This is a genomic window from Herbiconiux liangxiaofengii (genome assembly GCF_041927335.1).
GTDB classification, from domain to species: domain Bacteria; phylum Actinomycetota; class Actinomycetes; order Actinomycetales; family Microbacteriaceae; genus Herbiconiux; species Herbiconiux liangxiaofengii.
The window spans coordinates 20,334-41,066 of record NZ_JBHFHD010000017.1 but is presented as its reverse complement, the minus strand read 5'-3'; the positions used below and the strand labels follow the sequence as shown (position 1 = coordinate 41,066).

Below are 20,733 nucleotides of genomic sequence, written 5' to 3'. Positions count from 1 at the left end.
AGAGGGAAGACTATGTCGGAAAGTTATGTTCCTGGGCCGCAGAGCGGCTTCGAGCCCCCCGTCGACGAGCGATTCGGCGGAGCCACCCAGCCGGACGCCGGATCGGGGAAGGTCGATGCCGCCAAGGGCGCCGCCGGAGACCTCAAGGACACGGCCGCCGAGCAGGCCGGTCACGTCGTCGGCACCGTGAAGGACGAGGCGGGGAATGTCGCGCACGAGGCGACCTCTCAGGCCAAGGACCTCTACCACCAGACGCAGGCCGAGCTGAAGGAGCAGGCAGGCGTGCAGCAGCAGCGGGTCGCCTCCGGACTGCGGACCCTGGGCGACGAGCTCGGCAGCATGGCGAACGGCTCCGACTCCTCCGGGCTCGCTGCCGACCTCGTCCGGCAGGTGTCCGAACGGGCCGGCGGAGCGGCGTCGTGGCTGGACGCGCGCGATCCCGGATCCCTCCTCGCTGAGGTGACCTCGTACGCGCGCCGGAAGCCCGGCACGTTCATCGCCGTGGCCGCCGTGGCCGGTGTGGTGGCCGGACGGCTCACCCGGGCACTGGCTGCGGGAGCCGCCGATGAGAAGGAGGCCGCCGCGCCCGCCAGCGGCGTCGACGACACCCCGCTCTACACCGAGCGGGTGGCCACGCTCCGTGACGAGCGGCGTGACGAGGACGACCGCCGATGACCGACCCCACACCGTCGGAGCAGAAGGCGGCGTCGACCTCGCTCGGCGATCTGCTCGGCGAGGTCACCAAAGACCTCTCCACCCTGATGCGGCAGGAGCTCGAGCTCGCCAAGGCCGAGCTCAAGCAGTCGGCCTCGCGGGCCGGCAAAGGGGCGGGAATGCTCGGCGGTGCGGCGTACGCCGGGTCGATGACCATCCTGTTCCTGTCGATCGCCCTGTGGTGGGCCCTCGGCACCCTGATCGGGGGCGGCTGGTCGGGCGTGGTGGTGGCCCTGCTCTGGGCCGTCGTCGCGCTGATCCTGTACGTGATCGGCCGCAGGCAGCTGAAAGAGATCGACGGCGCCCCGAAGACCGTCGACTCGCTGAAGAAGATCCCAGAGACGTTGAAGAGGAATGAGGAGAACCGATGAGCGATTCACCAGAACAGATCCGCGCCGAGATCGAGCGCACCCGTCGTGAACTCGGCGGAGACGTCGACGCGCTGGCCGACAAGGTCACCCCGTCGAAGATCGTCGGCCGCCAGACCGACAGGGTGCGCGGGGCCGTCGGCTCCGTGCGCGATCGCGTGATGGGGGCGGCCGGAGACGTATCGGACTCGGTCGCCGACCGAGGGTCCGCTGCTCGGGACGGCGTCTCCGGCGCCACCGAGAAGGTGGCGGCCAAGGCCGAGGGCAACCCGCTCGCGGTCGGCCTGATCGCCTTCGGGGTGGGGCTGCTCGCCGCGTCGCTCATTCCCGCCTCCACGAAGGAGAAGGATGCCGCATCGACTTTGAAAGACCAGGCTCAGCCGCTGGTCGAGCAGGTGACGGATGCGGCCAGGGAGGTGGGCCAGAACCTCAAGGAGCCGACGCGGGATGCTGCGTCGGCCGTGAAAGAGGCCGCCACCGGGGCCGTCGACTCGGTCACGTCGGAGGCGGGTTCGGCTGCCGACGAGGTGAAGAGCCAGGCCCAGAAGTCCGGAAACGACGTCGCAGGACGCTGATCCGCTCCGACCGGAGCTCCGGATGACGAGGGGCCGGGCGCATCGCGCGCCCGGCCCCTCGTGCCGTCCCGGCTGATTACTTGCCGGTGAAGCGGCCGAGGAAGCCGGCGATCGGGCGCTGCTGCTCGCCCTGCTGGGCGCCGAGCACGATGAGCACCGCGGTGAGTACGGGGATGGTCCACTGCAGCACGCGCTGCTTCGACTGGGCCGCGGCGAGCACCTTCGAGGCGTTCTCGTCGGGCTCGGTGACACCGTCGGTGCCCTCCTCGGCGCGTTCGCCCATCTGGGCTCCGAGAATGCCGGAGTACAGGCTGGCGGCGCCGGCGAGGCCGGTGATCACCAGCTTGACCGTGGTGTTCGAGCGGGCCTCGGGCTGGGCGGCGAGCCGGCCCTTGTTGCCGAGGATGAGCCCGATGCCGCCGATGCCGTGCGTCACGATGGCGGCCAGCTGGACCGGGGCCCACTTGGCCCAGCCCAGCGAGGACAGCCGCAGGCGCTCGGTGGGGTCGGCCGCCTTGGCCGTGGCGCCGTTGAGCCCGACAGCACCCATCAGGGTGCCTCCGAACCAGGCGGCGAGGCCGATGTCGTGCATTCCGCGGACGAGGGTGTTGCGTGTCGACATGAGAGTTCCTTTTCGTTGGGGACGTCATCCAGCCGACGCCGGAAAAGTCGTGACGGCGACCGGGTTGACGCCGGGCGCGTGCACTGTGTGGCGTGTCGCACCATGATGGTGCGAACGACCCAGCCGCCCTCCCTCGCGAGGCGGCACGAAGGAGAACCACCGTGACAACCGTCCCCGCATCCGCTCGTCAGCCCGCTTCGGACGAATCAGGCCCCGCCGACGACGGCGGCAGAACGGTGGCCGTGGTGATCAACCCGAGCAAGTTCGACGACGTCGACGCCGCCAAGGCGACGGTGGCCGCCGGAGCCCAGCGGGCCGGGTGGGACGAGCCGCTGTGGTTCGAGACCACGATCGAAGACCCGGGCACGAGCGCGGCGACGGCGGCCCTGGAAGCCGGCGCCGACGTGGTGTGTGCGATGGGCGGCGACGGCACCGTGCGCGCGGTGGCCGCCGTGCTGCGGGGGACCGGGGTGCCGTACGCTCTGCTGCCGAGCGGAACGGGGAACCTTCTGGCCCGCAACCTCGGGATTCCGCTGGGTTCGATCGACGACGCGGTGGAGATCGCGCTGTTCGGCCAGAACCGTGCCATCGACGTGGGCACGGCCACGTTCGACGACGGCGAGGAGCGCGTGTTCGTGGTGATGGGAGGCGTGGGGCTCGACGCGCAGATCATGGACAACACCGATGACGACCTGAAGAAGAAGGTGGGTTGGGGTGCCTACCTCGCCGCCGGAGCCCCCGCCATCTTCAAGGGCGGCTTCGACGCGACGCTCACGATCGACGGCGAGCGTGAGGATCCCACCAACTGCCTGATGGTGCTCGCCTGCAACTGCAGCTCGGTGGTGGCGAACATCGAGCTCGCCACCGGAGCGGTGCTCGACGACGGCGACCTCGAACTGGTCATGCTGCAGCCCAACGCCGTGGCCGGCTGGCTGGGGGTCGCCATCGACGTGGCCACGCGGAACCGCAACGGACTCGCCTCGCTGAAGCAGTGGCCCGGCCGGGAGTTCGAGTTCGAGCTCGATCAGCCCGTGCTGGCCGAGCTCGACGGCGACCCGGTGGGGGAGACCACCCGAGGCCGGTTCGGGGTCGATCCTGGATCGCTGATCGTGCGGCTGCCGGTTCCGGCGCCGGCGGCGCCCGGGCTGACGCCGCGCAAGTCGTTGATCGTCGACACCACCGACCTGGGCATCGCCGGGGTGGAGCACGCGTCCGACGTGTCAGAGGCCGGCGCATCCGAGGCCCGCGCATCCGACACCGGCGCATCCGGCGGGGCCGCGGACACCGACCGGTGAGCGCGAACCACCCCGGGCGGCCCCAGCGCAAGCTCCCGCTCGACGACACGCCCCTCGTCGGCCCCGACCCCGGGGTCTCCGGTGAACTCCGGGTGGACCGGTACGTCGGCGACTCCGACCTGACCCACTGGTACACCCCGGTCGGCCGGGTCGCCGCGCGGGCGGTTCAGACGATCGCCGACAGGACGGGGCCTTACACGGCCTTCATCCTCATCCTGCTCGTCGGCGCCGCGCTGGCGTTCGGGCTCAGTGCCGCCTCCGTCGAGGTGTACGACGCGGTGGCCGACGGTGACGGCGTGGCGGGCCTGGACCACCCGATGCTCGATCTCGCGCTGACGATGCGATCGCCCGCGGCCGACTCGGTGATGACCGGGTACACCGACATCGCCGGCACGATCGGGATGCCGATAATCGCGGTGGTGGCACTCGTCGTGCTCGCGGTGCACCGCCGGTCGTGGACGCCGGTGGTGCTCATCGTGGCGGCGGGCGGCGGTTCGCTGCTCATGACCGTCGCCGGCAAGGAGCTGATCGGCCGGGAGCGCCCGCCGCTGGCCGACGCGGTGCCTCCGTTCGAGTACTCCCCGTCGTTCCCGAGCGGTCACACGCTCAACGCCGTGGTGGTGGTGGGCGTGATCGCCTACCTGCTGATCCTGCGCCGCCGGAGCCGTGGAGCGCGCATCGCCCTCGCATCCGGTGCCGTTCTGTTCGCCCTCACCGTCGGCCTCAGCCGCGTCTTCCTCGGCCACCACTGGTTCACGGACGTGCTGGCGGGATGGCTGCTCGGCGCGGCCTGGCTCGCGCTGATCATCACGGCGCATCGCCTCTACCTCACCACCCGGCAACGGGAGCAGCCGCCGGGATAGCCCTCTCCCGCTCTCCTCTCTCTGGCCGGAAAACGATGCCTCATCGGGCATCCTGGCCGCAAAGTGAGTGCTGGTCAGCGAATCTGTGGAGTGCCTGAATGACCGTGCCATCGTGACCGATGAGCCCGTCATACCGATGTGCACGCATCATCACGGCACCGTCGCAGACACCCCGCTGCGACGTGGATCGACTCTGATCGAAGGAGAGCATCATGACCAACGTCACCCCCACCCCCACCGGTTCGGCCTCGGCCAAGCACACCACGACGGACGCCGCCTCGACCGGCAAGAACACCATCGCCGACGGCGTGGTGGAGAAGGTCGCCGGCATCGCCGCCCGTGAGGTCTACGGCGTGCACGACCTCGGCAACGGGGCCGCCCGGGCCATCGGCACCATCCGCAACGCCATCAACGCGCAGGACCGCGGTCAGGGCGTCAAGGTCGAGGTCGGTGAGCGTCAGGTCGCCGCCGACATCGTCGTGGTGGCCGAGTACCCGGTCGAGCTGCAGAAGCTCGCCGACGAGGTGCGCCGGAGCGTCACCGAGGCCATCTCCACCGTCGTCGGCATGGAGGTCACCGAGGTGAACGTGACCGTGTCCGACGTGCACATCCCGTCCGACGACGACCAGGACGACACCGAGAGCCGCGTTCAGTGACCTCCGCGACGACCGGCATCATCGTGGGCGCGGTCCTCGCGCTGACCGCGGTGACCCTCGGGTTCTGGGCCTTCGTGCTGGTGGCCCTCGCCATGGCGATCGGCTGGGCCGTCGGGCGGGTGGTCGAGGGCAAGCTCGACCTGCGTTCGCTCGGCGACACCCTCCGAGGGCGGCGGTCGTCGTGACCGCGGCGGTGACGGCCGGCCAGGCCCCGCACGGCCGCACCACGATCAGCGCCCGCGCGGTGCGCCGTGTGGTGTCGGCCGTCACCGCCGACGCCCTCGGTGTCTCGGCGTCGGAGGTCTCCGTCGCCCTGTCCGACGAGCGCGGGGTGCTGCGGGTCGAAGCCCGCACCCCCATCCACGTGACGCCGCTCGGGGCCGAGGGCTCCGTGCCCGCCGGCCGACCGACCTCGACACTGCTCGACCGCGTGGTCGAGGCGCAGAACGCCATCCGCACCCGGTGCCTGCGGCTCACCGGATCGACCATCGGCCGGGTCGACCTGCGCATCACCGCTGTCGACCTGAGCGAACGAAGGAGGGTCGCATGACGTCACCGGCTCTGTACCGCCGCATCGTGCGGCGCGAGACGCACTCGTCCCGGGCGGGCATCGCCGTCACCGTGGCGGTGATCCTCGCCCTGGTTCTCGCCTGGATCGGAACCGAATCCGTTCTCGCCGGGCTCGGCCGGCCCCCGCTGCTGGTGACCCCGGCCGACGCGGCGACCGCCGTTCTCGGCGCGGCATCCGCACCGGTGGGGCTCGTGACCGCGATCGCCGCCGCTGTGGCGGTGGTGGGCGTCGTGCTCGTCGTCGTGGCGCTCGCCCCCGGGCGACGCGGCCGCCGCGGTGCCCTGCGCAGCCGCACCGCGACCGTCGTCGACGACGGGGTGATCGCTCGGAGCCTCGCCCGTACGGCGTCGTACGCCGGTGACGTCGACCCCGACCAGGTGCATGTCACGGTCGCCCGACGCCGTGCCGTGATCGACGTGACCCGCACCTCGGGTCGCTCGACGGATGTCGGCAGCATCCGTGCCGCCGTCGACGCCGAGCTCGCCGAGTACGACTACACCCCGGCCCTGCGCGCCCGCGTGCGCGTGTCGGAGAAGGGAACGGTGGGGGCATGAACTCCACGAACCGATTTCTGAACCGCAGCTTCGTGCTCGTCGTGGGCCTCGTGCTCGTGCTGGGCGGGGGAGCGGTGGCTGTGGGCGCGCTGCTGCCCGACGTGCAGCGCGCCGTCGCATCGGCCGCCGACGAGGCGCGTGCGCCGGTGACGGAGGCCCTCACCGGAGGGCTCGTCTGGTTGCCGTACGCCGTGGCGGGCGTGTGCCTGCTGCTGATCGCGCTGCTCGTCTGGTTCGCCCTCCGCCAGGGGCGCGGACGCACGGGCACCCTGCTCCGGATGACCGCGGGCGAGGACCACGCGACCCCCACCGGGGGCGATGTGGTGATCGACGCGAAGGCGGCGGAGCAGGTGCTCGAGGAGGCGCTCTCACGGGTGCCCGCGATCGTGGCGGTCGACGTGAGCGCCTTCCGGGTGCGCCGGCAGAACGTGCTGCGCATCACGGCTCACGCCCGCCGCGGTGCCTCGCCGATGGCGGTGCGCGCGGCCGTCGATTCGGCCGTGACGCGATGGGACCAGCTGCTCGGACAGCAGACCCCCGTCGTCATCCAGATCGTCGGCGGTCTCCGCACGAAGGTGGCCGGGTCGACGCGGGTGGCCTGAACGAACCCGCCCCGCCCTCATTCCGCCCGACTGACCATCCGGTTCCCGGGCAGCCTCCTCCCGGACAGCCTCGTTCTCGAAAGGCCTCGTCCCGGAAAGCCTCGTTCTCGAAAGGAGAACCCCATGAGCATTCCCGCTCCCGACGCCCACCGCGTCATTCCCATCGACCTCGCCCAGGTGCCGGCCCCGGCCGACGCCGGCCTCGACCCCGCCGAGGTGCTCGCCCGAACGGTGGCCGACACGGCGCTCGGGGTGACCGGGGTGCACCGCCTCGGAACACCGCTGGGCCGGCTGGTCGACTCGGCCCGGCGCTCCGTCACCGGATCGCCGTCGTATCCGGGCGTCACCATCGGGCACGACGGTTCGCACACGACCATCTCGGTGTCACTCGTCGTGGAGTACCCGGCCAACGTCACCGCGGTGGCCGATCACGCCCGCCAGCAGATCAGTCACGCCGTCCAGCAGCTGCATGAGAACTCGGTGAGTGTCGACGTGACAGTCACGGATGTGCACGGGCCGTTCGACGAGACGGATGCGACGGCAGCCGACTCATGACCACCTGGCTGAGTCGTGGCACGCGGTCGTGGGGAAGCGGTCGCCGCCCTCGCGCGGTGTGGGCCGCCTTCGTCACGGCGGCCGTGCTGGTTGCACTGGTGGTGGCCGGTGTGCTGCTGCCCGTTCTCGGTCTGATCGGCGCGGCGGCGGGCGGCACAGGCGGAACGCTGCGCATCCCGGTCGGACAGATCGCGGTCGCACTCGCGATCGGCTACGGCCTCGCGCTGCTGTTGCTGGTGCTGTGCATCCGTCGGCGAAACGGCGTCCTGGCCTGGATCCTCGGTGTCGCCGCCATCGTCGCCGTGCTGGTGGTCTCGGTGTGGCCTCTCGTGGCGGTTGCCATCTCGGGCGCATCGCAGGCTCAGGACGTCATTCCGCAGATTCAGCAGATCATCACTCAGTTCTCGGGCCGCTGACCGCGACACCCCGCAGACTCCACCCAACGAAAGGTCATCGCATGCGCAACAAAGTCCTCCTCATCGGCGGCATCGCCTTCATCGCCTACGTGCTCGGATCGCGCACGGGCCACACCGAGTCCACGGCCCACCAGGTCATCCGGCTGTGGAACGACCCCAAAGAGCGAAAGCGCCGCGAGAAGGCGCTGAAGAAGCTCCGCACGCGCGGCTGAGACCTCGCCTGACCCGCCTGCGAGCCGGCGTGGCCGCCCACCCAGCGGTGGGGCGACCGCGCCGGCTCTTGTGGTGTCCGGGCCGCATTGTCAATGCCTCGGTCGTCTCCGGCTGTTCCCGCACCCCACCCGCCCGGCTGTCGCTAGGCTGGCGAGGTGGACAAGGTGAACAACGAGGTGCTGTCGATCGTCTATTCGAGCTCGGCCACGGTGCCCTTCAGCTCGGGCGACCTGGTCGCGCTGTTGTCGACGAGCCGCGAGAACAATGCGGGCCACGAGGTCACCGGGATGCTGCTGTACCACGACGAGCGGTTCCTGCAGGTGCTCGAGGGTCCGGCCCCCGCGGTGCGCGAACGCATGGCGCTGATCGCGGGCGACCCTCGGCACACCGACGTGAAGATCCTGCTGGAGGAGAATCTGGGGGAGCGCCAGTTCCCCGACTGGACCATGGGGTTCGAGCCCTACGAGTCGTCGGTGTCCGACGACATCCCCGGTTATCTCGCGTCGTTCGGCTCAGCCGACACGGATGAGCAGTCGAACGAGGCGGCGCGGGCCCTCCGCCAGCTGCTCGCGTGGTTCGAGGAGCAGGCGAAGCGCTCCTGACCGGCCCTCCGATCGGGGCCGCGTGCGTCCCCTATTGGGGGCCGCGGCCGGGCGACGACGGTCGATAGAGTCGTGCTGGCCGCGCCTGCGGTGGGGAGCTCGGGGGAGTACTTATGCGTGCGGAGCGACCGTCATCGTGGAGGCGCATCCTGTCCCTGGCCATGGGTGCGGCCGTGGTGGTGCCGTTGGCGGTCGTGGTGGGATCTCCCGTGGGGGCGGCGGTCGCAGATGAGGCGATCGTGGCCGCGTCCTCCGGCAACTGGGGGGCTCCCGTGCACCACGGGGTGTCGGGAATCCAGGACTGCGCGGACGTCGTGGTCGTGGGCATCCGAGGTTCGGGCCAGACCGCGGATCAGAATGAGGGCTTCGGAGCCGAAGCCGCTGCGGTCCGAGATGCCGTGCGGGTGTCCATCGGTGACGACCGGCGGGTGCGCCAGGTGCAGGTCGACTACCAGTCCCTGCCCGTCGGCGCCGCGGCCTTCCTCGACGTCGATCTCAGCGCCGGCGAGGTGAGCAACCTCTATCTCGACAGCATCGCCTCGGGCGTGGAGTACCTCGAGCCCGTCATCGACGATTCGGTTCAGCGATGTCCCGATGAGAAAGTCGTCCTGATCGGGTACTCGCAGGGTGCGCTCGTGGCGCACCGGGTGGCCGCGCTCTATCCGGACAGCTCCAAGTTCGCGGGCATCGTGCTCGTGGCCGATCCTGCCCGAACCACAGCCTCGCTCACCTCGCTCGGCAACGCACCCGCCGGCAACGGGCTCACCGGCTGGGCGGGCGATCTTTCCTCGCTGCCCCTGGACGATGTCGCACCCGCAGTGGTGTCGGTCTGCAATGCCGACGATCTCGTGTGTGACACCGCCAACCTGATGACCCGCATCGCCGCCACCCCGGTGGGCGGATCCGGGCCGTCGGTCGGCAGCGGTATGACCGTGCACACGAGCTACGTCGGTGGTCCGCTGCTCGCCCGGGCCGGCCAGATGGTCGCCGACCGCATCCTCTCGGTCGCCGTGCCCGCCACCACGACCTTCGATGCCCCGATCGGCGTCGACCTCAGCGTCAAAGCCACGGTCAAGCGACTGGCCACCGGGGTCTCGGCCACCTGGCGACCTGATCCGGACTACACCAACCCGACCGGCATCTCCCTTGCCGCCGACGGCACGGTCACCGGTCGCATCGCCCAGCAGGGTGATGTCTCCCTCAAGGTGCAGGTGCGCGGATCGCTGGGGGGATGGCGCACGAGCTTCATCACCCTGCGGGCCGGCGCCGGACAGTTCTGCCCGGGCGTCGAGGATCTGGTGAACCTCACGGCTACGCCCCGCACACTCGACGACATCTTCGTTCCCGGAGCGCGGGCCGCGACATCCGTTCTGCCGGCTGCAGGCCAGGGCGGAGTACTCGCGAACACCGTCGTCACCAGCGGCAACTCGGCCCGACGTGCCCCCGGAGCGAGCCTCGACGGTCAGCGGCTCTCCTCGCGCGACGGCTTGCTCGTCGGAGTGTCGGTCGCCAACGAATACCGGTTGCTCGCCTTCACCACGGGTCGCGCCGATCCGGTGCGTGACCTCTACGATTCACCCCGCTTCGGCGGTGACGGTGGCTGGATGAGTTTCCAACCCACGTGGCTGCGAGGCAGCCTCATCACGGCTCCCACCACCGACGACGCCGGCAAAGAGGTGATCGTCTGGGAAACCCTCGACGGCAGCCGTGGTGGCCAGACAGCGGTGAAAGGCACTCTCCTGACCGGTTCGGCGAGGGGCTGGTTCGAGTCGTATCGCTGGCCCGGCAGCTACGGCTGCGTCAGCGACAACAGTTTCGTGGTGCGCGAGGTCGACGTGACCGGTGGCGGGGAGGCTGTGCGTCGCAACGTGGCGGCGATCTCGGCCACCGCTCTCGGCAGTCGCGAGCCGATGCTCGCCGAGGCCGACGGCAGTCAGAGCCTTGGCCTGCTCGTGGGCACCTATTCGAGCAGCAAGCGGCAATACGGCGATGCCCGCATGCTGCTCTGGACGGAGGGCACCCAGACTCTGCGCTCGATCGGCTCCATCCGCTCCGAAGACGCGCCCGGGCTGGTCGACGGCGGCGGATGGTTGCGCGACGCCTGGAACTATGGCTACCAGCGGGTCGGCCAGGTGGAGCTCGCAGTCACGGGATCCGCCGCGAGCGTGCACCTGCCGCGGCAGGACCGCAACACCCTCGAGAACTGGCAGATGGACTGGGCGGGCAACGGAGTCAAGTCGGGAGTCGTGTACCGCTTCGGCGTGGGTGAGACCGCCAGGCGCTGGGATGCGAAGGCGTTCTCCGAACTCATCACCCTGCCCGGTGCCACGATCTTCACCGGCCCCGACTACCCCGAGCCCGTGGTCGGCCGTGCCGACGGGAGCACGGCGAAATCGGTGCTCGGTTTCCGCGGCAATGACAACCTCGCCACCGACGGAACAGCCGTCGTCATGCGGCCCGGTCCGAACGGGCCGCTGACCGAGCCCTGGGTGGGAACGGACGAGCTGTTGAGCGGCTTCCTCTACCGGGTGGCCGATCCCGTCGGCTCTCCTCCGCAGCGGCTCTACGATCTGCCGGTCGTCGGCGGTCCGGCCAACGTCTACGGAGTGACCCTCAGCGACGACTCGTTGACCTGGACCGACGACACCGTGGATGCCGGTGCCCAATGGATGACTCGCGTCGATCCGGCTGCGGCCGGAGCCGCAGTGACCGGCGACGTCACGAACATGGGTGCGATGGTGGCGCGGATGGAGAGCTGGAGCCAGACCCCGTGGGTAGAAGGTGAATGGAACCTCAGAGTGCGCGACACCGCACCTGGGACCGAGCTTGCGGCGTACCGGAACGGCGTCGAGGTGTGGGCGTCCGACGTCAGCAACGACGATCAGGCCTACGCCATCGACGACGGTCTGGTGGTGATCTCGAGCCGGTGCCAGGTGCTGAAGCTCGAGACGGGGCAACCGGTGATCTCGGCGGTCGTGCGCGCGCGACTCGGGCTGGACGGCTTCGATTGTTCGTGGCTCGCCGTCGAGGGCGACAGAGTGGTGTGGGTCGACCGGGAGTCGAAGGTCTGGACCTCGTCGCTGACCGCCGCCACGGCTCAGAAGCGGCCGCTCGGTGAGATCGACGGATGGGTGCGACACCTCAGTGTCGACGAGGGCCGGGTGCTGCTCGTGACCGAGTCCAACAGCTCCAGCGGTGAGGGCCCGATCCAGGTGCTCACGACCCAGGTCGACGATCTCGCGCGACTCACGTCTTTGGCGCACCTGGGAGGTGCGGAGGCGGCCATCCGGAGCACTCAGCAGAACGAGGGATCCCTGGTTCAGGTCTCGCGGTCGGGGAGTGCGTTCGCCCTCAGCCTGGGGGAGGGATGGACGTACGACCCGTCAGGGCCGAGCTACTACGGCGGATACCAGCGGGCCTCGGTGCTCGTGTTCGGCTTCGGTGGTGCGGGGCCGCAGGCGTGGATCACCCCGCCGACCGAGCAGTACTACAGCTACGGACCGGTCGTGTCGCTGAACGGTTCCCTTCTGGCCTGGTCGGACGGGGTCGGAGGCGTGGTGCTCTCCCGGCTCGAGCTGCGCGACGAGGGAACGGTCACGCCGACGCCGACCAAGCCTGCGGTGAACCGGGTGATGGGCGCCGACCGCTACGGGGTAGCCGTGCAGGTGTCGCAGACGGCGTTCCCGGCCGGGGCCCCGGTGGTGTACCTGGCGACCGGCGCGAACTATCCCGACGCACTGAGCGCCGGCCCCGCAGCCGTGCACGAGGGCGGGCCCTTGTTGCTCACTCCGGGCGATTCCCTGCCGGCCGCCGTGCGCACAGAGATCGAGCGGTTGAAACCCGGAAAGATCGTCGTCGTGGGAGGCCCCGCATCCGTCTCGGAGAGCGTGCTGCTCGAACTGACGGGAATCCAGAAGCACACCGTGCGTATCTCCGGCGCCGACCGCTACGAGGCGTCGCGCAATCTCGTGCGCTACGCGTTCGGGCAGGTCGGCGCACCGGCGGTCTACGTGGCGACTGGAGCGAACTTCCCCGACGCCCTGAGCGCGGGCGCCGCGGGAGGAGCGCACGCGATGCCGGTGCTGCTCGTGCCCGGCCAGTCCGGATCGCTCGATGCCGCCACCAGGCAGCTGCTCAGCGATCTCGGCACCGCGCGCGTGATCGTGGCCGGCGGCCCCAACTCGGTCTCGCCCGCGCTCTATCAGGCGTTGGACGAGGCGGTCGGCGACGTCCAGCGGCTGTCAGGGGCCGATCGCTTCGAGGCTTCCGTCGCCATCAATGCTCAGGCCTTCGAATCGGCAGACCGGGTGTTCCTCGCCACCGGGTACAACTTCCCCGATGCTCTCGCAGGAACGGCCTGGGCGGGGTCGACGGCCTCGCCGCTGTTCGTGGTGCCCACGGACTGTGTGCCCCCGGGGGTGCTGGCCCAGATCGCCCGGCTGCGCGCCCGCGAGGTGGTGCTGCTCGGTGGCCCCAACTCTCTCTCCGCCGCCGTGGCCTCCCTCACACCCTGCCGGACCTGATCCGTGTGACTCGTCGGCGGTCCACACGCTCTCAGAGGGTGAGCACGCGGCACGCGAAGGCGCCGACTCATGAGTGCCGGTCAGGGGCGGAGGGCTCGCGCCGCTCGGTCGAGGGCATCATCGACGACGCGGTAGTAGGCCCAGCGGCCACGCTGCTCGCGCACCGCGAGCCCGGCGTCGACGAGCAGCTTCATGTGATGCGACACCGTCGGCTGCGACAGGCCGACAGGCTCGGTCAGGTCGCAGATGCACGCCTCGCCGCCTTCGCTTGCCGCGATCAGCGAGAGCAGGCGCACACGCGACGGGTCACCGAGCGCCTTGAAGGTACGGGCGATGCGCTCGGCTTCCTCAGTGGTGAGAACTCCGCCCGTGACGGGGGCGCAGCATGCGGCCGTATCCGTGGTCGGCAGTGGCAGGGCGATCGTCATGGTCAGATTCTGGCACGTCATATTGACACCTGTCGATGCATCGACCAACCTCGATGCATTGAGGTCTGTCGATGTGTGAGGAGGAGACGGTGCGGAACGAGTTACCCGTCGTCGTGATCGGTGCCGGCCCCCAGGGATTGGCGGCTGCCGCGCACCTGGTCGAGCGTGCCCAGCCGGTTCTGGTGTTCGAGGCCGGCGCGAGCGCGGCGGCGGCGGTGTCCGAGTGGGGTCACGTGCGACTGTTCTCCGGTTGGAGCGAGCTGGTCGACAAGGCTGCGGCTCGCCTGCTCGAGCCCACCGGGTGGGAAGCGCCGACGACCGGGTACCCGACGGGCGCGCAGTGGATCCGCGGCTACCTCGCCCCGCTCGCGGCGGAGCTGGGCGACCGCATCCGCTACGACTCGCTGGTCGTCGGCGTCTCCCGACGGGGCCGCGACCGCCTCGTCGACCAGGGGCGGGCCGAACAGCCCTTCACCGTGCACATCGAAGCCACCGATGGCACCGAGTACCGGGTGGACGCGCGCGCGGTGATCGATGCATCCGGCACCTGGTCGACCCCGAACCCGGCCGGGGCCGACGGCCTGCCCGCGCTCGGGGAGCGCGCCGCCGCGGCGGTGCTGGACTACCGCATCCCGGACTACCGGCGTCGCACGGAGTACGAAGGTGCACACAGCGTCGTCGTGGGGTCGGGCCACTCGGCCGTCACGGCCGTGATCGCGCTCGGTCGGATCGCTCGCCGTGACCCGTCGACGAAGGTCACCTGGGTGCTGCGCCGCGGCACCGTCGGCACAACCTTCGGCGGGGGAGAGGCCGATGAGCTGCCCGCCCGTGGCCGGCTCGGCATCACCGCGAAGGAGCTCGTCGACGCCGGCCTGATCGACGTGGTGACCGGTTTTCGAGTCGAGAAAATCGCCCGCGACGGCGACCAGGTGCTGCTCACCAGCGAAGACGGCCGGATGCTCGCCCCCGCCGATCATGTCGCGGTGCTGACCGGTTTCCGGCCTGATCTGTCGTTCCTGTCGGAGTTGCGCCTGGAACTGGATGCGACGCTGCAAGCGCCGGCGCGGATCGCCGCCGAGGTCGACCCCAACATCCACTCCTGCGGTTCCGTGGCCGCGACCGGCGCCGCCGACCTCGCCCAGCCTGAGCCCGACTTCTACCTGGTGGGCGCCAAGTCCTACGGACGCGCACCCACGTTCCTGGCGATGACGGGGTATGAGCAGGTGCGGTCGGTGGTGGCGGAGCTTGCCGGCGATCACGAAGCCGCCGCCCGGGTCGAACTGGTACTGCCCGACACGGGCGTGTGCGGGGGAGCGGGCCTGTTCGACTCGACGGGCGCCGCCACCGGTGCGAGCTGTTGTGCGCTGCCTGCTCCGAGCCCGATCCAGATCGGCCGCGCGCCCGCCGCTGTCTAGGGGGCGAGGAGCGTCGACCGGATCTTCTTCGACACGGCCTCGCGCAGCGGCCGCACCGCGTCGGCGTCCCACGACTCCGGATTCGGGAACGACCACTCCAGCACCTCGCCACGAGGCGTCGTCGGCAGGGCCAGCCCCGGTTTCATCAGCACCACGATGTCCGCTTCGTCGAGGTCGGCGACCGTGACCGCCCGCGGCACGTTGCCGCTGATGTCGTCGCCCAGTTCGGCCATCGTCGCGGCGACAGCCGGATTCACCTCGTCGGCGGGGGAGAGCCCGGCCGAGGTCGCGGTGAACCGCTCGCCGGCCAGGTGGTCCAGCAGTGCGGCTCCGATCTGGGAGCGGCCGGCGTTGTGCTGGCAGATGAACAAGACGGTGGGCGTGGCGGTCATGTGGGGCTTTCGGGTCAGGACGCGGCCAGGCGGGGCGCGAGGTCGTCGATTCGGTGCTGCAGGTCGTCGAGGGCGGCATCGAACGCCGCATCGGTGCCGATCCGCACCGGGTCGGGGATCGACCAGTGCGCGCCCTCGCGCAGGCCCAGTTCCTCGTGCGCGCGATCGCACACGGTCACCACGAAGTCATCTGCGCGGTGAACCTCGACCAGAGCCCGCGGCTGCACACGGGGGAGGGTGAGCGCATGCCGGGCGGCGGTCGCGATCGCGCCCGGGGCGATCTGCTCGGCCGGGTGAGTGCCAGCCGAGTCTGCAGGGATGCTGCTGACCCGGTTCCAGAGCGCGGCGGCGAGCTGCGAGCGGGCCGAGTTGGCGGTGCAGACGAAGAGCAGTCGCCGCGCGGAGCCGAGCGCCCCGGGGACGAGCCCGTCCAGGGCGTCGCTGGCCAGCCGCACGTAGCTGCGCCGTCTGTCGGCCTCGGAGCGGTGCCGGGTGAGCATCCCGACCGACTCCAGAACGTTCAGGTGATGGGTGATGAGGTTCGAGCGCAGGTCGAGAGCATCGCGGATCTCCGACGGTGCCAGATCACCCACCGTCAACAGGTCGACGATCCGCAGCCGCGCAGGATCGCCGAGGGCGGCGTGCTTGGCTGCTCGACGCACCACGTCTTCGTTTCGTTCAGTGCTCATTGTTTCAATATTGACTGAACTAGTTGTGCCGAGTCAAGATGGGGTCATGCATCTCGTAGCCATCGGTGGAAGCGACGCCGGAATCTCCACAGCGCTCCGCGCCCGCGAACTCGACCCCTCCGTCGATGTCACCGTCGTCGTGGCCGACGCCTACCCGAACTTCTCCATCTGCGGCATCCCGTACTACTTCTCGCGCGAGGTGAACCCGTGGCAGTCGCTCGCCCACCGCACCCATGCCGACCTCGAAGCCACCGGCATGCAGCTCCGGCTCGACACTCTCGCGACGGGCATCGACGTCGGCCGCCGGCAGCTCACCGTTCGGGATGCGAGCGGACGGGAGTCGACGATCGCCTACGACGAACTGATGGTCGGCACCGGGGCCTCCCCGTCGACTGCCGGCATCACGGGCGTCAGCCCCGACGGGCTCGGCCCCGACGACGGCGTGCACGTACTGCACTCGATGGGTGACACCTTCGCGCTCGAGCGCTACCTCGACGAGCACCAGCCCGAGACCGCCATCATCGTGGGAGCCGGCTACGTCGGCCTCGAGATGGCCGAGGCGCTCACCATCCGCGGCCTCCACGTGACGCAGCTCCAGCGCGGGCCCGAAGTGCTCTCGACCCTTGACCCCGAACTCGGCTCCCTCGTGCACGAGGAACTCACCCGCCACGGTGTCGACGTGGTCACGAACGCCCGTGTCGAGGGCATCGCCCGTACCGGAGGTCGCCTGACCGTGACCGGCTTCGAAGGCGGCCGGAGTTCGTCCAGAACCGCGGATGTCGTGCTCCTGGTCGTCGGCGTGCGACCGAACACGAGCCTGCTCACCGATGCCGGCGCATCCACCGGGGCCGGGGGAGCTGTCGTCGTCGACGAGCGGATGCGAACCGGTCTGCCTCACGTGTGGGCGGCCGGCGACGGCGTGGTCACCCATCACCGCCTCCTCGGTGTCACCTACCTTCCTCTCGGCACGACCTCCCACAAGCAGGGCCGAGTGGCGGGGGAGAACGCGATCGGCGGAGACGCCCGGTTCGCGGGCAGTCTCGGTACCCAGGTCGTCAAGGTCTTCGACCTCGTGGCGGCCCGCACCGGCCTCCGCGATCACGAGGCCGTCGCCGCCGGCTACACGCCCCTCAGCGGCACCGCGATCGCAGACGACCACAAGGCGTACTACCCGGGCGCGAAACGGCTCAGCATCCGCATCACCGGCGATACCGGCGACGGGCTGCTGCTCGGCGCCCAGCTGGTCGGTGCCCGCGGCGCCGAGATCGCCAAACGCGTCGACACCTACGCCACCGCCCTGCACCACGGCATGACCGTCGAGGCGATGAGCGACCTCGACCTCTCCTACACGCCCCCGCTCGGCTCGCCGTGGGACGCCGTGCAGGTCGCCACCCAGGCCTGGAGCCGGCAGCTCCGGCTGTCGTCGTCGAGCGGAGCGCTCGCACGACCGGTGTGACAGGTCACCGGCGACAGCCCGATGGAGTCAGGGTCGTCGGTCCTGCAGGTCGGGCTGAACCACGGGTGCGGCCAGGGCGTCCAGCATGCGGAGTCGCTCGGCGCTCGGACTGCCTTGGTCGGCGTAGTAGACGACGAGTACCAAGCCCTCGACCTGCAGCTTCTCTCGATGGAGCTGCAGCTCTCCCACGATTGGGTGATCGATCTCGACACCGCCACCCACGAAACTTCTCACGCCCTGGCGCGCCCATTCCTCGCGGAACCGTGCACTCGCCAGCGACAGCTCACCGACGAGCTCGATTGCCCTGACGTCGTCGACACGGTCCGCTATGGAGTGCCGGAAGAGCGCGATGAAGGCGCTCACCGACTGTTCCCAGTCCCGATGGAACTCGCGTTCTTCCGGGTCGAGAAGCAGTGAGCGCAGACGGTTGTTGCCGGGAGCGAGACGCGGCGAGAAGGCAATGGCCGACGGGTTCGCGGCGAGGACGTCGAAACACCGCCCCTCGATGAACGCCGGTGCGGCGATGGTCGCCAGCAACTGGTGCAGCCGGGCCGGTACCCGCTCTTCGCGCGGGTACCGTCGCGCATGCGGGCGGGGACTCCCGAGACTCACCAGGTAGGTGGTCTCGACCTCATCGAGCTGAAGCACCCGCGCCAACGCCTCGATGACCTGCAGGGATGGATGGCTGTCGCGCCCGCGTTCGAGCCGGAGGTAGTAGTCGGCACTGATGCCGGCCAGGAGTGCGACCTCCTCACGCCTGAGTCCCGGGACCCGTCGATTCGGTCCTGCCGTGAGGCCGACTTGATCGGGGGTGATGAGGGCGCGGCGGGCCTGCAAGTACTCACCCAGCTTGTTCGCACGTCCGGCATCGTCCACAAAGAACACGCTAGTCGCGACGTCCACGCTGAGAGAGGCCCTGCTGCTCCCCGGATCAGCGGGGACCTTCCTGGGCCGAAGAACCGAACCGACGATGGAGTCACGCCACGGATACGACGGCGGTCACGCGGAGTAGGAGAGAAGTCGTCATGAACATCACCGGACGAACAGTCCTCATTGTCGGAGGCACCTCGGGCATCGGTCTCGGGCTGGCTCATCGCTTCGAGCGAGCCGGAAGCACCGTCGTCGTGGGCGGGCGCACCATCGATCGCGTCACCGACCTCGAGACCGTGGAGATCGACGTCACCGATCACGATTCGGTGGAGCGTGCCCGAGACGAGGTCCTCGCACGGCACCCCGGCCTCGACGTCGTGGTGACGATGTCCGGTGTCATGATCCCCGAGGATCTTCGCGACCCTGCTCACTTCGCGATCTCCGAGGCGACGATCGCGGTGAATCTGCTCGGCACCATCCGCGTGATCGATGCGTTCTCCCCGCACCTCATCGCCCAGGGCCACGGTGACATCATCACCGTGAGCTCCGGAATCGCTTTCCTGCCGTTCCCGCTGATGCCGACCTACGGGGCGTCCAAGGCGGGAGTCCACGCGTACACCGAGTCCCTCCGTCCGCAGCTGGCCGATGCGGGGGTCCGGGTCACCGAACTCGTCCCGCCGGCCGTGGCGACCGAGGCCCAGGGCGGCATGAACCCCGCCGCCCTCCCGCTCGAGGACTATCTCGATGAAGTCGTCCAGTTGATCACCGCTCCGGATGCCGCCGACGAGATCGTCGTCGACGCGGCACAGCGTCTTCGCTGGGCCGAGCGCGACGGCACGTACGGCGACCTCCTCGCTCAGCGCTCCCAGGCCCTCGCCCTGCTCCCGGGTCACTGACCTCCTCCCACCATCGATCACAGGGAGAACCCATCGGCGGAATCAGATCCCGCCCACGATTCGAGCACCGCACAGACGGCGTTCCAGAAGCCCGAAGGAGAATCACCATGAGCCAATCGGCCGTCGTCACCGGAGCATCGTCAGGCATCGGACGGGAATACGCCCGCCGTCTGGCAGCACGCGGCACCGACGTCATCGCTGTCGGTCGCCGTCAGGAGCGACTCGACGAACTCGCCGCCGAGTTCCCCGACGTCCGCGTGCTCACCGTCGTCGCCGACCTGTCGACGAACGCGGGAATCCAGAAGGTCATCGCGGCCGTCGGCGACCGGCCCGTCTCGATCCTGGTCAACAACGCCGGCGTCGCCCACTACAAGGCGTTCACGGAGCTGCCCGAGGAGCAGGCCGCCGAACTCGTGGGAGTGAAGGTTCTGGCGCCGACCCTCCTGACTCGGGCGATCGCTCCGGGCATGGTTCAGCGAGGCGGGGGACAGATCGTCAACGTGGCCGGCATGATCGCCTTCAGCGGCCCTGCCACTCTCGAGGAGGTCGGACTCCGTCGCGCCGTCTATGCGTCCACCCTCGCCTACACACTCGCTCTCTCTCAGACACTGAACGCGGAGCTCTCTCCGAGTGGAGTCGCCGTGCAGGCCCTCCTGCCCGGGGTCGTCGCGACCGAGTTCCACGAACGGCAGGGCATGGACCTCTCGGCTGCTCCCCGGATGAGCGCCGGCGACGTCGTCACGGCGAGCCTTCGCGGTATCGAGCTCGGTGAGACCGTCACCGCGCCGGGCGTGGAGCAGGGCGGTCTGCTGCAGGACGTGTTCACGGCGCACCTGGCTGCCTTCGGTGGTCAGTCACCCGTTCTCGCATCGCGCTACCGGCCCTGATCGCCTCGACACGTACCGCTCGCCGGGTAGCGCGACTGTGCGGGCCTGCGTCAGCGGGGGCGCAGGGGTGGAAGCGGTTGGTCTCCCCACCACCCCAGCCCGTCAGCGTCGAAGACCAACTCGTCGGCGTAGGCCGCGGCGAAGTGGTCGCTGGTCGAGCGGATCCGGAGTCCGACACGGGCCACCTGCCTTCAACCGCCGCAGGCAGCTCAGAAGCGCCGACTCTCCCCAGCTGCGCTCGTCGATGACGGCGAGGTCGCTGAGCAGCGCGGCGTGAGCAAGACGGCTTGAACGGCGAACTCAGAAGGCCGGTCCGGCCGAAGCGGGCTCGCCTTTCGAGACTTCTGCACGGGGCGATCGTATCGGCGCACAGTCGAGACCCAGGAGCGGGTCGGTGTTTGTTCACTCCGTGATGTCGAGTCTTACGCCGAGGAGAGACCAGGGTGGGCAGGGCTCACGGATCAAGTGGCCAGTGAGAAGGCGTTCGAGATCGGGGAGTTGGTGTCCACGTTTCGAGACGCCGTTCTGGCCCTGAAGCCGCCCGCCGGAGTCTGAGGAACTGAGCTGGATC

At 69.9% G+C, this 20,733-nt stretch carries 24 protein-coding genes; 19 read left to right on the top strand and 5 right to left on the bottom strand.

Going from position 1 to position 20,733, the window contains the following annotated elements; genetic code table 11:
• The first annotated feature begins 12 nt into the window (after positions 1–12).
• From ACEXOR_RS17215 to ACEXOR_RS17205, 3 genes are read left to right on the top strand one after another with little or no spacing between them, the layout of a single operon-like run.
• Complete coding sequence (locus ACEXOR_RS17215; protein WP_374850969.1) at positions 13–675, top strand: hypothetical protein; 663 nt, start codon at positions 13–15, stop codon at positions 673–675.
• Entirely contained in the window at positions 672–1,085 is a 414-nt protein-coding gene (locus ACEXOR_RS17210) for a phage holin family protein (protein WP_374850968.1), read from the top strand. Before ACEXOR_RS17215 ends, ACEXOR_RS17210 begins: the two co-directional genes overlap by 4 nt.
• Entirely contained in the window at positions 1,082–1,657 is a 576-nt protein-coding gene (locus ACEXOR_RS17205; protein WP_374850967.1) for a DUF3618 domain-containing protein, read from the top strand. Before ACEXOR_RS17210 ends, ACEXOR_RS17205 begins: the two co-directional genes overlap by 4 nt.
• Positions 1,658–1,733: 76 nt before the next feature.
• Here ACEXOR_RS17205 and ACEXOR_RS17200 read toward each other — a convergent pair whose 3' ends face one another.
• Positions 1,734–2,279 carry a hypothetical protein gene (locus tag ACEXOR_RS17200; protein WP_374850966.1) on the bottom strand — a complete coding sequence of 182 codons (546 nt, stop codon included), beginning with the start codon at positions 2,277–2,279 and terminating at the stop codon, positions 1,734–1,736.
• 161 nt (positions 2,280–2,440) lie between these two features.
• Here ACEXOR_RS17200 and ACEXOR_RS17195 point away from each other — a divergent pair, with 161 nt between their 5' ends.
• The 12 genes from ACEXOR_RS17195 (at position 2,441) to ACEXOR_RS17140 (ending at position 13,129) form a co-directional block, all read left to right on the top strand.
• Positions 2,441–3,574 carry a diacylglycerol/lipid kinase family protein gene (locus ACEXOR_RS17195; RefSeq protein WP_374850965.1) on the top strand — a complete coding sequence of 378 codons (1,134 nt, stop codon included), beginning with the start codon at positions 2,441–2,443 and terminating at the stop codon, positions 3,572–3,574.
• Entirely contained in the window at positions 3,571–4,437 is an 867-nt protein-coding gene (locus ACEXOR_RS17190) for a phosphatase PAP2 family protein (RefSeq protein ID WP_374850964.1), read from the top strand. The genes ACEXOR_RS17195 and ACEXOR_RS17190 overlap by 4 nt, the downstream gene beginning before the upstream one ends.
• Before the next feature lie 212 nt (positions 4,438–4,649).
• Complete coding sequence (locus tag ACEXOR_RS17185; protein WP_374850963.1) at positions 4,650–5,093, top strand: Asp23/Gls24 family envelope stress response protein; 444 nt, start codon at positions 4,650–4,652, stop codon at positions 5,091–5,093.
• Positions 5,090–5,278 (top strand): DUF2273 domain-containing protein, encoded by a 189-nt coding sequence (locus ACEXOR_RS17180; RefSeq protein WP_374850962.1) that lies wholly within the window; start codon positions 5,090–5,092, stop codon positions 5,276–5,278. The genes ACEXOR_RS17185 and ACEXOR_RS17180 overlap by 4 nt, the downstream gene beginning before the upstream one ends.
• Positions 5,275–5,643 carry a hypothetical protein gene (locus tag ACEXOR_RS17175; protein ID WP_374850961.1) on the top strand — a complete coding sequence of 123 codons (369 nt, stop codon included), beginning with the start codon at positions 5,275–5,277 and terminating at the stop codon, positions 5,641–5,643. The genes ACEXOR_RS17180 and ACEXOR_RS17175 overlap by 4 nt, the downstream gene beginning before the upstream one ends.
• On the top strand, positions 5,640–6,218 hold the full coding sequence (locus tag ACEXOR_RS17170; protein ID WP_374850960.1) for a hypothetical protein: 579 nt from the start codon (positions 5,640–5,642) through the stop codon (positions 6,216–6,218). Before ACEXOR_RS17175 ends, ACEXOR_RS17170 begins: the two co-directional genes overlap by 4 nt.
• The gene (locus ACEXOR_RS17165; protein WP_374850959.1) at positions 6,215–6,820 is read left to right on the top strand and encodes an Asp23/Gls24 family envelope stress response protein; all 606 of its coding nucleotides are present in this window, start codon (positions 6,215–6,217) and stop codon (positions 6,818–6,820) included. Before ACEXOR_RS17170 ends, ACEXOR_RS17165 begins: the two co-directional genes overlap by 4 nt.
• Before the next feature lie 123 nt (positions 6,821–6,943).
• Positions 6,944–7,375: an Asp23/Gls24 family envelope stress response protein gene (locus tag ACEXOR_RS17160; protein ID WP_374850958.1), complete on the top strand. Its 432-nt coding sequence runs from the start codon at positions 6,944–6,946 to the stop codon at positions 7,373–7,375.
• Positions 7,372–7,791, top strand: coding sequence for a hypothetical protein (locus tag ACEXOR_RS17155; protein ID WP_374850957.1), 420 nt, complete (start codon positions 7,372–7,374; stop codon positions 7,789–7,791). Before ACEXOR_RS17160 ends, ACEXOR_RS17155 begins: the two co-directional genes overlap by 4 nt.
• Before the next feature lie 41 nt (positions 7,792–7,832).
• Positions 7,833–8,003 carry a hypothetical protein gene (locus ACEXOR_RS17150; RefSeq protein WP_374850956.1) on the top strand — a complete coding sequence of 57 codons (171 nt, stop codon included), beginning with the start codon at positions 7,833–7,835 and terminating at the stop codon, positions 8,001–8,003.
• A gap of 156 nt (positions 8,004–8,159) precedes the next feature.
• Entirely contained in the window at positions 8,160–8,606 is a 447-nt protein-coding gene (locus ACEXOR_RS17145; RefSeq protein WP_374850955.1) for a BLUF domain-containing protein, read from the top strand.
• Between the two features lie 113 nt (positions 8,607–8,719).
• Positions 8,720–13,129, top strand: coding sequence for a cell wall-binding repeat-containing protein (locus ACEXOR_RS17140; RefSeq protein ID WP_374850954.1), 4,410 nt, complete (start codon positions 8,720–8,722; stop codon positions 13,127–13,129).
• Between the two features lie 80 nt (positions 13,130–13,209).
• Here ACEXOR_RS17140 and ACEXOR_RS17135 read toward each other — a convergent pair whose 3' ends face one another.
• Positions 13,210–13,557 carry an ArsR/SmtB family transcription factor gene (locus ACEXOR_RS17135; protein WP_374850953.1) on the bottom strand — a complete coding sequence of 116 codons (348 nt, stop codon included), beginning with the start codon at positions 13,555–13,557 and terminating at the stop codon, positions 13,210–13,212.
• A gap of 89 nt (positions 13,558–13,646) precedes the next feature.
• Between ACEXOR_RS17135 and ACEXOR_RS17130 the strand changes: the two genes are divergently transcribed.
• Positions 13,647–14,972 (top strand): NAD(P)-binding domain-containing protein, encoded by a 1,326-nt coding sequence (locus ACEXOR_RS17130; protein ID WP_374850952.1) that lies wholly within the window; start codon positions 13,647–13,649, stop codon positions 14,970–14,972.
• On the opposite strand, the gene ACEXOR_RS17125 is transcribed toward ACEXOR_RS17130, so the two are convergent.
• Positions 14,969–15,364: an arsenate-mycothiol transferase ArsC gene (locus ACEXOR_RS17125; protein ID WP_374850951.1), complete on the bottom strand. Its 396-nt coding sequence runs from the start codon at positions 15,362–15,364 to the stop codon at positions 14,969–14,971. The genes ACEXOR_RS17130 and ACEXOR_RS17125 overlap by 4 nt on opposite strands.
• A 14-nt stretch (positions 15,365–15,378) precedes the next feature.
• Positions 15,379–16,053 carry an arsenate reductase/protein-tyrosine-phosphatase family protein gene (locus ACEXOR_RS17120; RefSeq protein ID WP_374850950.1) on the bottom strand — a complete coding sequence of 225 codons (675 nt, stop codon included), beginning with the start codon at positions 16,051–16,053 and terminating at the stop codon, positions 15,379–15,381.
• A 46-nt stretch (positions 16,054–16,099) separates the two neighbouring features.
• On the opposite strand from ACEXOR_RS17120, the gene ACEXOR_RS17115 reads away from it, so the two are divergent.
• Positions 16,100–17,509 (top strand): FAD-dependent oxidoreductase, encoded by a 1,410-nt coding sequence (locus ACEXOR_RS17115; protein WP_374850949.1) that lies wholly within the window; start codon positions 16,100–16,102, stop codon positions 17,507–17,509.
• A gap of 27 nt (positions 17,510–17,536) precedes the next feature.
• Here ACEXOR_RS17115 and ACEXOR_RS17110 read toward each other — a convergent pair whose 3' ends face one another.
• Complete coding sequence (locus ACEXOR_RS17110; RefSeq protein ID WP_374850948.1) at positions 17,537–18,385, bottom strand: helix-turn-helix domain-containing protein; 849 nt, start codon at positions 18,383–18,385, stop codon at positions 17,537–17,539.
• A gap of 149 nt (positions 18,386–18,534) precedes the next feature.
• Between ACEXOR_RS17110 and ACEXOR_RS17105 the strand changes: the two genes are divergently transcribed.
• A complete protein-coding gene (locus ACEXOR_RS17105) occupies positions 18,535–19,275 on the top strand; it encodes an SDR family oxidoreductase (protein ID WP_374850947.1) in 741 nt (246 codons plus the stop codon).
• Between the two features lie 107 nt (positions 19,276–19,382).
• Positions 19,383–20,162: an SDR family NAD(P)-dependent oxidoreductase gene (locus tag ACEXOR_RS17100; protein WP_374850946.1), complete on the top strand. Its 780-nt coding sequence runs from the start codon at positions 19,383–19,385 to the stop codon at positions 20,160–20,162.
• Positions 20,163–20,733: the final 571 nt, after the last annotated feature.